The organism is Burkholderia sp. Leaf177, assembly GCF_001424345.1.
Taxonomy (GTDB): domain Bacteria; phylum Pseudomonadota; class Gammaproteobacteria; order Burkholderiales; family Burkholderiaceae; genus Caballeronia.
In genome coordinates this window covers 19,063-30,353 of the sequence record NZ_LMPF01000021.1, presented here as the reverse complement: position 1 = coordinate 30,353, position 11,291 = coordinate 19,063, and the positions used below count along the sequence as shown (strand labels likewise).

Annotated in this window: 8 protein-coding genes; 5 read left to right on the top strand and 3 right to left on the bottom strand. The window is 60.0% G+C overall.

Going from position 1 to position 11,291, the window contains the following annotated elements; translation table 11 throughout:
* Positions 1-38: 38 nt before the first annotated feature.
* Both ASG35_RS15600 and ASG35_RS15595 read right to left on the bottom strand, forming a co-directional pair.
* The gene (locus ASG35_RS15600; protein ID WP_200945738.1) at positions 39-440 is read right to left on the bottom strand and encodes a hypothetical protein; all 402 of its coding nucleotides are present in this window, start codon (positions 438-440) and stop codon (positions 39-41) included.
* 96 nt (positions 441-536) lie between these two features.
* Positions 537-2,216, bottom strand: coding sequence for a VRR-NUC domain-containing protein (locus ASG35_RS15595; protein WP_056360704.1), 1,680 nt, complete (start codon positions 2,214-2,216; stop codon positions 537-539).
* 247 nt (positions 2,217-2,463) lie between these two features.
* Between ASG35_RS15595 and ASG35_RS15590 the strand changes: the two genes are divergently transcribed.
* From ASG35_RS15590 to ASG35_RS15570, 5 genes are all read left to right on the top strand, one after another.
* Complete coding sequence (locus ASG35_RS15590) at positions 2,464-3,765, top strand: UDP-N-acetylglucosamine 1-carboxyvinyltransferase (RefSeq protein ID WP_056359025.1); 1,302 nt, start codon at positions 2,464-2,466, stop codon at positions 3,763-3,765.
* A gap of 332 nt (positions 3,766-4,097) precedes the next feature.
* Positions 4,098-4,913: a substrate-binding periplasmic protein gene (locus ASG35_RS15585; protein WP_056359023.1), complete on the top strand. Its 816-nt coding sequence runs from the start codon at positions 4,098-4,100 to the stop codon at positions 4,911-4,913.
* A complete protein-coding gene (locus ASG35_RS15580) occupies positions 4,910-8,092 on the top strand; it encodes a bifunctional diguanylate cyclase/phosphodiesterase (RefSeq protein ID WP_082508410.1) in 3,183 nt (1,060 codons plus the stop codon). The genes ASG35_RS15585 and ASG35_RS15580 overlap by 4 nt, the downstream gene beginning before the upstream one ends.
* Positions 8,093-8,285: 193 nt before the next feature.
* Entirely contained in the window at positions 8,286-9,680 is a 1,395-nt protein-coding gene (locus tag ASG35_RS15575) for an aspartate aminotransferase family protein (protein WP_056359020.1), read from the top strand.
* A 62-nt stretch (positions 9,681-9,742) separates the two neighbouring features.
* Positions 9,743-10,240, top strand: coding sequence for an Lrp/AsnC family transcriptional regulator (locus ASG35_RS15570; protein ID WP_056359016.1), 498 nt, complete (start codon positions 9,743-9,745; stop codon positions 10,238-10,240).
* A 27-nt stretch (positions 10,241-10,267) separates the two neighbouring features.
* Here ASG35_RS15570 and ASG35_RS15565 read toward each other — a convergent pair whose 3' ends face one another.
* On the bottom strand, positions 10,268-11,185 hold the full coding sequence (locus ASG35_RS15565) for a LysR substrate-binding domain-containing protein (protein WP_056359009.1): 918 nt from the start codon (positions 11,183-11,185) through the stop codon (positions 10,268-10,270).
* Positions 11,186-11,291: the final 106 nt, after the last annotated feature.

Genomic DNA, 11,291 nt, shown 5'->3' with positions numbered 1-11,291 from the left:
TAATTATTTATGAGTCGCGATGCTTCAACCCATATGCTTCAATTCAAACGGCACAATTGCTCGACTTTCGAGTTGACCCACATGCGGTCGATGCGCTCATCGCTTGCGCCTGTTGCGTGTAGCCGCATCTCTTCAATGCGTTCTTCCAGTTCCAATAGCAAGCCCGCTTCATAAACGCCGACCGCCGCGCCATGTGATCTGCGCAGTTCGCCCAGGGTATTGGAGAGATGTTTGAGCGACGACGTCTCTACCGTGATCAACGGCCAGCAGTGCATCAGAAATGCAAGCGGCGTGAGATTTCTGGTTTCGCACCAGGTGTCGAACAAACGCAGACAAATGCCTTCGATCTGTTCCGACGCAGTTCTATGGTTGAATAGATCGGCACTCATCATCACGCGCAAAACGAAGTCATGGGTGTCATGATCGTAGAGCGCGATCATGCTTGGCGAAATCGGGAAACCCTCGAAAACGCTTAAGGAAATCCTGGTCTTGCCTTAGGGAAATCCTTAACGGTTGGGAATCGTCAGCAGTGCGCTTCAACGGTGCGCTTCCGCCCACTTCACATGCACCACCCGCACCGGCATATCGTGTGCGGCGCAGTATGCAAGCCAGCGCGTCTGGTTGTCCTGCAAACGGTCGCCCGGACCTTTGACCTCGATCATTTCGTAGCGCTTTTGCTCCGGCCAGAAGCGAATCAGGTCCGGAAAGCCCGTGCGGTTCGCGCCAACGTCCTGCAATAGCCTGCAAAACCATAACTTCATGTGCGCGGCAGGCAGACACAGGAGCGCCTGCTCCAGCAGTTCGTTCGTCAGCATTCCCCAGTGAACGAAGGGTGATTGAACTCCCGCCTTCGATACAAACGCCGAGCGGATCACATGCTCGTGCTGCGCGGTATCGAGTAACGAAAGACATTGGTCGAACGCATCGCGCCGTGCGGTGTGAAAGCCGGGGGAATGGAGATCGGCGGGACCACGCTGGAACGGATGAAAAAACGCGCCCGGCAGCGGCAAGAAAATGGCGTCCCAGCAGAGCAGCCCGAAGAGCGAATTGATCAGCATGTTCTCGACATAATGCACGCCCGCGCCGGGCTCGCTGAGTGCATCGCGAACGATTATCTCGACCGATGCCGGTTCGGACGGCAAGGGCAAGAGGACATCGATACGCTCAACCGTGCGCGGCCTCCTCACGACCTCGACAGGAAGCCCGAGCTTGCGCTGAAGGCGCGGCAGCATGCGCGCGACGCGTTGGGCCTCCTCCTCGCTCTCTGGAGCGCTGAGCGCCTGGAGCGCCAGGGTATGGGCATCGTCGTGGAAACCAGCCTGTTCCAGCGCCCGCATGCGCCTGTGCCGCGCGCCCGGAAACGCGCAGGCACGGTACGCGGTCAACGCGGTATCCCAGTGACGCAACCGCTCGCAATATTGCCCTACTCGATACAACAATTTTTGCCGCCGTTGATCGAGCCATCCGTGATCGCACGGCAACGCTTCGATCTCGGGAATCATGGATTCGATGGACGGCAGATCGTCGATGGTATCGAGCATCTCGCGATACGCATGCACCGCCAGGAACACGTCGATATCCCCACGAGTCTGGAACGCGCGCGACGACCGTTCGAGCAAAACGCGCTCATACCGCACGATCCCGAGATCCGCGAGCACGAACTCAGCCCAGCTTTGCCGCAAGTTGCCGAAGAACATCAGCCTCAAGCGCTCGCACAAGCTGGTCAAATTCAGCCGCATGACGACATCGGCCGCGCCCGGATGCCATTCGCCATAAATCCGCGTTCCAGCATGCGTTGAAGAGAGTGATTCACGCAGTTCGGACTTTCGTGCAGCCGCCGCCGATGGAGTCAGCGAGAAGATGTTCCTGAGTTCGGGCTTGGTGTGAAGGCTGAAGATTTCATCGAGGGTAAGCGGCGGGTTCGTGTCTACCCAGCCGAGCGTGCCAAGCGGCGCGAGTGCTTCGAGGGGGCAGCCGATTTCATCGTAGAGCAGTTTGCTTGCACGAAAAAACGGCCCCACGCGCATCAGCATGCGAACCAGCAGCGCGCGCGACGCCAGCGGCAAAGCCGGAAACTCGCGCAGGAAATCGCGCTCGTCTTTCGCCCAGAGATCGTCGTAACGATCCGCGAGCCATTCAAGCGCGCGCTCGAAATTCAGCAAGTAGTAAAACCGGCGCTGGAAATCCGCCGGTTCCGAAGATGTCGGATCGCTCATGATCACTGTATGCATATACAGCTTGCATGATACCGCCCTCGGAGCATTTTGCGATTGTTCTGAGCGCGATTTGCACCGGCCGCACAACCGCGATCGAAGGAAAATAGGGACGGTTAAGTTTTCCTAAAAGCGACGCTCGCTGTCGTGCGGCGCCGACAGCCGCACCGAAATTGACCCTGCAGTAAAGGCAAACGTTACACGCGGTGGCATCATATGCGCCTTGCTCTCCAACGCCCGGCACTCATACATGTCCAATCTGATCGTCCACGGCGGCCTTCCCCTGCGCGGTGAAATCACCCCGTCCGCCAACAAGAACGCCGTCCTGCCCATCCTCTGCGCCACCCTCCTTTCCGACCAGCCTTTGCGCCTTGTCGGCGTCCCGGAAATCACCGACGTCAAGAAGATCCTCGATATTTTCCGCATGCTCGGCAGCAGCGTATCGATGGACTTCGCGACCGGCGTCCTGCAACTTCACCATCACGCCACGCGTTTCGATCCGGTCGAACACCGGCTCCCGGAAGAAATGCGTTCGTCGATCATGCTGGTGCCGCCGCTGCTCGCGCGCTTCGGCGTGGCGCGTCTGGAAAACGACGTCAAGGGCTGCACGCTGGGCGTGCGCGAGATCGATCCGCACGTTGAAGTCTTCGAGCGCTTCGGCGCACGCATTGAACGCACGACGGATTCGCTGATCGTTCGCGCCGAGTCGCAGATGACCGCGAACCATCATTGGTTCGACTACGCGTCGGTCACCACCACTGAAAATTTCGTGCTGTGCGCTGCGTCCGCGAATGGCACGTCGTCGCTCGTGAACGCGGCCTCGGAGCCGCACGTGCAGGAGTTCTGCCGTTTTCTCTCGATGCTCGGCGTGGTGATCGACGGCATCGGGACCTCGCGCATTACCGTGACCGGCGGCAAGAAACTGTGCGGCGGCGAGTTCCGCTTCAGCGAGGATTTTCATGAAATCGCGACGTTCCTCGCGCTCGGCGCAATCACGGGCGGTGACATCGCGGTGAAGAACACGGCGCCGGAACAGTTCCCGCTGATCGACCGGACCTTCGCCAAATTCGGCGTGCACGTGGAGCACAGCAACGGCTGGTCGCGCACCGTTCGCGATGGCCCGTTGCGCGTGCGCCGCCCGTTCACGCAGAACATCCTGACCAAGGTCGAGGCGGCGCCGTGGCCGTATCTTCCAGTCGACTTGCTGCCGATTTTCATCGCGCTCGGCGTAAAGGCGGAAGGCAGCGCGATGTTCTGGAACAAGGTCTACGACGGCGCCATGGGCTGGTCCGGCGAGTTGTCGAAGTTCGGCGCGCATGTGTTCTTGTCGGATCCGCACCGGCTGATCACGTTCGGCGGCCTGACGCTCACGCCGGCCAAGGTGGAAAGCCCGTACATCATCCGCGTGGCAATCGCGCTGCTGATGGTCGCCGCGAGCATAGAAGGGCGTTCGGAAATCACCAACGCCTTGCCGATACGGCGCGCGCATCCGCGTTTTGTCGAAAACCTGCGGTCGGTGGGTGCGAACGTGGAATGGACCAGCAGCGAATAACGCCGATACGGCGCGGGTGATTACGCCCGCGCCTTTCGGGCGGCTAATGCGGCGGCTAATGCGGCCGCGAATAAAAACCGGGGCCGGTAGTGTCAGGGGCGCATTCCGGACAACACCGGCGCATTGCGCGCGCCTAGAATAAATAATTAATTAAACTGCGCGGCGTAAAACGTAAATGCCATCGAATTGCGAATAAAATCTCGCGTGCCCGATGTGGCATCCTGTCGGCAAATCTGCTAAACGAATGCTTAAACCGATTAACTAAACAACGAAGCGTACAGGCCGTAAGCGCCGGCGTGCTCCTAGTCAAACTCATTCACCACGGAGACACAGTGATCAAACATGGCCTTGGCGGGTTGCTGCTCAAGCTCTGCCTAGTCACATTGATAAGCGCGCCAATAAGCAATGCAGTCGCGGCGGGTCCCGACTGCTCACGGCCATTCACGCTTGCATTGCACGACCACGGCCTGCTCTATTCCGCGGACACGGATACCGGTATCGACAAGGACTTTGCCGACGAACTCATTCGCCGCAGCGGCTGCAAGGTCACCGTCAGCCTGATGTCGCGTGCACGTATCTGGCAATTGATTGAATCGGGCGCACTCGATTTCAGCTTGTCGGGCATTACGAATGCCGAGCGCAATCAGTTTGCATCGTTTGCGTGGTACTTCACCGATAAATATTATCTCCTCGTCCGAAAGGATTCCGGCATGCGCCGCCTGGCGGATTTCGAGCGCAGCGATCAATTCCAGCTAGGCGTGATCCGGAGTTTTCGCTATAGCGATTCCGCCAACAAACTCGTCGATACACTCGCCGCACAGAATCGCGTCAGTCAGGCCGGCGGCCTCGAACCGCTATACGAAGCGCTGATCAACCGCCGCATTCAGGGCATGATCATGGAGCCCTTCGATTATCCCGCGCTCGAAGAAAAACGGATTCGCGACGTCACCACGGTTATCGAATTCAATGATCCGCCCGTTCCGCATGGCTTGATCATGTCGAAGAAAGCGCTCTCGCCGGGTGAGCAGGCGAAGTGGCGCGCGCTGGTGAACGAGATGCGCGCGGATGGCACCGTGCTGAGCATCTTCCGCAAATATTTCAAACCCGATCTCGCTCAGGCGATGGTCGATTTCAAGGCGCCGCAATGAACCGGGCGCGCCGCCGGGTTCGCGCCGCCCTGACGCCGCAGCTGGTATATCGGCTGATCCCGTTATTGATTCCGCTGCTCGTGTTTTTTGCAGCCTTGAGCGTCACGTGGGTCGTGTGGGATCACGAACAGCAAGCGTCCAGGCGCGAGTTGCTGTCCCAGTTCGACTTCTCGCTGGGCGACGCGGTGAGCCGCGTCGAACAGCGCATGACCACTTACGAGCAAATGCTCCACGGCGTTCAGGGTCTCTTCGCGGCAATCGGCGACGCCGGCCGGGACAACGTGCGCGACTACGTCAGCGCGCTCAATCTCGATGCGAATTTCTCCGGCATCCAGGCAATAGGCGTCATCAAGTGGATACCGGGACCGCAGAAGGACACCCATGTCGCGGCCATGGTCATGGACGGATTCAGCCACTACGGTATCCAGCCGCCGGGCACCCGCGACGGTTACGCGCCGATCGTCCAACGCGAACCGAATGTGGGCGCGAACCGCCGCGCGCCGCTCGGCTTCGACGCGTGGACCGATCCAGTGCGCCGCCTCGCCATGGAGAAGGCGCGCGACTCCGGCATGGCGGTGATATCGGGCAAATTGAGACTGGCGGTCGATGACGGCCCGAACGCTCAACCCGGTTTCATCATGTACGTGCCGGTTTATATGCGCGGCCAGTCGCTCGATAACGTCACCCAGCGCCGTGCGCATCTGACGGGCTGGGTGTATGCATCGTTTCGAATGCACGACGTGATCGCCAGCCTTTACGGCGAGCAGCCGCGCGGCTTGTCGCTTGCCATCTACGACGGCGTCGAACCCTCGGCTGCGGCCCTGATGTATCGCTCGGCGGATGCTGGTGGCGGGAAAAAAACGGCAGAGATGATCTCGGCCAGCGAATACCTGGTGGTGGCGGGCCATAACTGGACACTGTCGCTCGCCACGCAGGACGGTTTCAAGGCCGGATTCGGGCGTAACGCGCAATGGATCATCGCGATCACCGGCGTGGGCCTGAGCGTCACGCTGGCCTTGCTCGCATGGCTGCTCGTAACCGGCCACGGCCGCGCGATGCGACTCGCGTCCACCATGACGCGCGAATTGCGGGAAAGCGAGGAGAAATTTCGCGCCATCGCGGATTGCACCGTCAACTGGGAAGTCTGGTGGGGTCCGGACGGCAAGCCGCGCTGGATCAATCCCTCGGTCAAGGAATACACAGGCTATACCGTCGAGGAATGCATGGCGATGCCCGACTTCGCCGGCACGCTGATTCATCCCGAAGACATGCCGCGCGTCGCGCCGGAATTCGTGAAAGGTCTGCAGGGACATCGTGGCGATGACCTCGAATTCCGCTGCGTTCGAAAAGACGGTTCCAACGTATGGCTGTCGGTTTCATGGGTGCCGATCACGGATGCCAAAGGCGTCTTCACAGGCTTTCGCACGAGCGGGCGCGATATCACCGAGCGCAAGCACGCCGAGTCCGAGCTGCGCATTGCCGCGGTTGCGTTCGACTCGCTGGAAGGCATGATCGTCACGGACGCCACCACCAGGATCTTGCGCGTGAATTCGGCCTTTATAGAATGCACGGGTTACAGCGCGGAGGAACTCGTCGGCAAGACGCCGCGCATGCTTCAATCCGGCCGGCACGACGCCGCGTTTTTCCGTGCGATGTGGGATTCGATCAACCGCGTTGGCGGCTGGCAGGGCGAGATCTGGGATCGTCGCAAGAACGGCGAGGTGTATCCGAAATGGTTGAGCATTTCCGCCGTGACGGGTGCTGACGGCGTGGTGAGCCATTACGTGGGCGCGCATCACGACATCACCGAACGCAAGATTGCGGAGGAACGCATTCGCGAGCTGGCTTTCTTCGACGCCCTCACGCGCCTGCCCAATCGCACGCTGCTGATCGACCGCCTGACGCAAGCCATTGCGCTCAGCGCGCAAAAGAAAACCTGCGGGGCGCTGCTTTTTATCGACCTGGATCACTTCAAGACACTCAACGATACCCTCGGCCACGACAAGGGCGACACGCTCCTGCAGCAAGCGGCGGGACGTCTCGCCGCGAGCGTCGGCCGCAGCGATACCGTCGCGCGCGTGGGCGGCGACGAATTTGTCGTGGTGCTCGGAAGCCTGCACGAAAACCCGCACGAAGCGGCGAATCAGACGGAGATCGTGGGCGAGCGCATTCTCGCCATTCTCGGCAATCCGTATCACCTCGACGATGTCGAATACCGCAGCACGGCGAGCATTGGCGCGACGGTGTTCACGGGACATCAGACGGTCATCGACGAACTGCTGAAGCAGGCCGACCTCGCGATGTACAAATCGAAGGAACGCGGCCGCAACGCAATGTGTTTCTTCGATCCCGCCATGCAGACGGCCGTAGTCGAGCGCGTCTCGCTTGAAGCGGGATTGCGCCGCGCGATCGAGGACAACCAGTTCGTGCTGCATTACCAGGCGCAAGTGACGGACGACGTAATGCACAACGCCGCCGATAACTACCGCGTTATCGGCGCCGAAGCGCTCGTGCGTTGGCAACATCCTGAGAAAGGTATCGTGGCGCCGGCCGAATTCATTCCGCTTGCCGAAGAAACCGGCCTGATTCTCGCGCTCGGAAACTGGGTGCTGGAGACTGCATGCACGCAACTGGCGCGCTGGATGAAACAACCCGAAATGGCGCATCTCAGCATGGCCGTGAATGTCAGCGCGCAGCAATTCCGCCAGCCGGATTTCGTGGACAAGGTGCTCGCGATCATTCGCAAGACGGGCGCCAATCCGAACCGTCTGAAGCTCGAACTCACCGAAAGCCTGCTGGTGGACAACATGCAGGACATCGTGCAGAAAATGTGGTCGCTGAAGGCGAAGGGCGTGGTGTTCTCGCTCGATGACTTCGGCGTCGGGTATTCGTCGCTGTCGTATTTAAAACGCTTGCCGCTCGATCAGTTGAAGATCGACGAATCGTTCGTGCGCGACGTGCTGGACGATCCAAACGATGCCGCCATCGCGCGCACTATCGTGGCGCTCGCGCAAAGCCTCGGGCTTGGCGTGATTGCCGAAGGCGTGGAGACGGCGGCGCAGCGCGACTTTCTCGCGAGCGTTGAATGCCACGCTTATCAAGGCTTCTATTTTTCCCGCCCGATGAACGTGGAAGGTTTCGAAGCGTTCGTGCGCAAGGACGATGCTGTGGCGGCATGAGCGTATTTTCAGCACGTAAAACGCAGCGAGCGCAACCGAGTCAAGCGCACAGCACAAAATGCTGCCGCGCCCCATCAAAACGAGGCATCCGCGTTTTTTGGAGATCGATTAACGCGTAGAAAAGAATGCGGGCTTCAATACCATGGGAGATCAGTCAGGCCAACTCACCCTTCATTCGCCACGAGAAAATCCCATGTCGATCCAGTCGCTCATTGAAGCCGACCGCAAGCATCTCATTCATCCGGTCATCAACTATCGTGCGCACGAAGCGCGCGGCGTCACCGTGCTCGAATCGGCGAACGGTGCCTTCCTGCGGGATGCCGACGGCAACGAGCTGCTCGATGCGTTCTCCGGACTCTGGTGCGTGAACGTGGGGTACGGACAGCAGAGCATCGTCAAGGTCGCGGCCGAACAGATGGCACGCCTGCCCTACGCCACCGGCTATTTCCACTTCGGCAGCGCGCCCGCAATCGAACTTGCCGAGAAGCTCGTGGCCCTTTCACCCGCGTCGCTGCAGCACGTGTATTTCACGCTCGGCGGCTCGGACGCAGTCGACTCCGCGCTGCGTTTCATCACCCATTATTTCAACGCCACGGGACGGCCGGCCAAAAAGCACATCATCGCGCTGGAACGCGGGTATCACGGGTCGTCGGCGGTCGGATCGGGACTGACCGCGCTGCCGGTTTTTCATCGCAACTTCGACGTACCGCTGCCGAACCAGCATCACATTCCGTCGCCCTACGCGTATCGCAATGCGTTCCCCGACGACGCCGCGTTGATCGCCGCATCTGTCGCCGCGCTCGAAGCAAAAGTAGCCGCGTTGGGCGCCGAAAACGTTGCCGCGTTTTTCTGTGAGCCGATTCAGGGATCGGGCGGCGTGATCGTGCCGCCGGTCGGCTGGCTCAAGGCAATGCGCGAGACTTGCCGCAAGCTGGACGTATTATTCGTTGCCGATGAAGTCATCACCGGGTTCGGCCGCACAGGCCCGCTGTTCGCGTGCGAAGCCGAAAACGTCGAACCGGATCTGATGACCGTCGCGAAGGGTCTGACATCGGGATACGCGCCGATGGGCGCCGTCCTGATGTCCGATGCCGTCTATCAAGGCATCGCCGATGGCGACCCGGTCGCAAGCGTCGGTCACGGTCATACGTATTCGGCGCATCCGGTGAGCGCGGCGATCGGGCTGGAGGTCATGCGCCTGTATCACGAAGGCGGTTTGCTTGCGAACGGCGTGGCGAACGCGCCGCGTTTTGCGCAGGGTCTGGATGCGTTGCTCGCGCATCCGCTCGTGGGCGACTCGCGCCATCGCGGTTTGCTGGGCGCGCTAGAACTCGTCGCCGATAAACACAGCAAGCAGGGTTTCGATGCATCGCTGAAATTACCGGATCGGATCGCGGCGGCAGCGTACAAGAACCGCCTCGTATTCCGGGCGTTCGGCGACAACATATTAGGCTTCGCGCCGGCGCTGAGCTACACCGCATCCGAGTTCGACCTGCTGTTCGAGCGCCTTGAAAAAACACTCGACGATGTCCTCGATGAACCCGAAGTCCGTACGGCGCTGCAAGCAAAAAGTGGCGTGACTGCGTGATAAGATCGCCGGGCAAATCCTTCATGCCCCAACGATCCCAAACACCGGAACACGTCCCGACAATGAGCAGCGACGGCAAGCTCGACCGCATAGACTTGCGCATTCTTTCGCAACTGCAGAAGAAAGGCCGCATCACGAATGTCGAGCTTGCAGACCTGGTCGGGCTCTCGCCAAGCCCGTGCCTGATCCGCGTGAAGCGGCTGGAAAAAGCGGGGTATATCGTTGGGTATGGCGCGCAGATTCAGCTCGAGAAGCTCGGCGACGTGCAGATCGTGTTCACGGAAGTGACGCTCTCGGATCATCGGCGCGAGGACTTCATCAAGTTCGTCGCGGCGATCAAGGACGTGGATGAAATCGTGGAATGCCATCTGGCAAGCGGCGGCTACGACTATCTGCTCAAGTTCGTCACGCGAAGCGTCAGCCACTATCAAGGCATTATTGAAGGCTTGCTCGAGCGCAATATCGGCATTGAAAAGTACTTCAGCTTTGTCATCATCAAATCGCCGATCATGAAGCGCGACTACCCGCTGGAAAGCTTGTTTTCCGCGGGTCAAGGTTGAGCAACGTTGCACAGCGTTGAACATTGCTCAGGATGGCTGAACGCCCCACTGCGCGAATTCATCGGCGAGAAAATCGACACACACGCGCACTTTCGCCGATGCCGCCAGCCGCGCCGGATACACCGCCCAGATATTTGCCGGCTGCGTGACATCCGGTAGTACCTGCACGAGCTTCCCGCTTTCCAGCAGCGGCCGCACATCCCACAACGAACGCAGCACAATGCCGCGGCCGGCCAGCGCCCATTGCACCGCGACCTCGCCGTGATTGGTCGAAAGCGGTCCCGTGACCTTGATCGATACAGGCTCGCCACGCACGTTCAGACGCCACAAGCCGAACGGATGATCGCGTTCCTTGATCGCGAGGCATGCATGGCTCGTCAAGTCGGCAAGTTGTTTCGGCGCGCCGTGGCGCTGCAAATAATCCGCCGATGCACACAACACCCGATGGTTCGAAGCCAGCCGCTTCGCAATCAGATGTGCTGCAATTTCGTCGCCGATACGGATGTCGAGATCGAAACCTTCGCCAGCGACATCGACGAGGCGGTCGAACAGATCGAGCCTCACGCTCAGTTGCGGATGTTTGTCTGAGAGGCGCGCAAGGGCCGGCGCCACGATATGCCGGCCGAACCCGAAGCTGCTGGATATTCGCAGCGTCCCGCGCGGAACGCGCCGCGTGGTGGAGACATCTTCCACGAGCTGATCGACGTCATCGAGGATCTTTTCAGCCCACGCATAAACGCGTTCGCCGGCTTCGGTAATCGCGACCCGGCGCGTCGAGCGATGCAACAAGCGTGTGCCGAGATCGGCTTCCAGCACGCCGACTCTCTTGCTCACATATGCCGCCGATACCGACAGCGCCTCCGCCGCCGCGCTGAAACTGGACTTGCGTGCGACCGTGCAAAAGACGCGCAGGTCGTCGAGATTCGGGGAAAGCGATGTTTTCATTATTCACGCTTCGTGCATGGTGGCTTAACCGAAAACCCGATTCTAAGCGGTACGCAGCGGAATAGAATAGGTGCATCGAATAGACTGTTCACCCTCAACCCGGAGA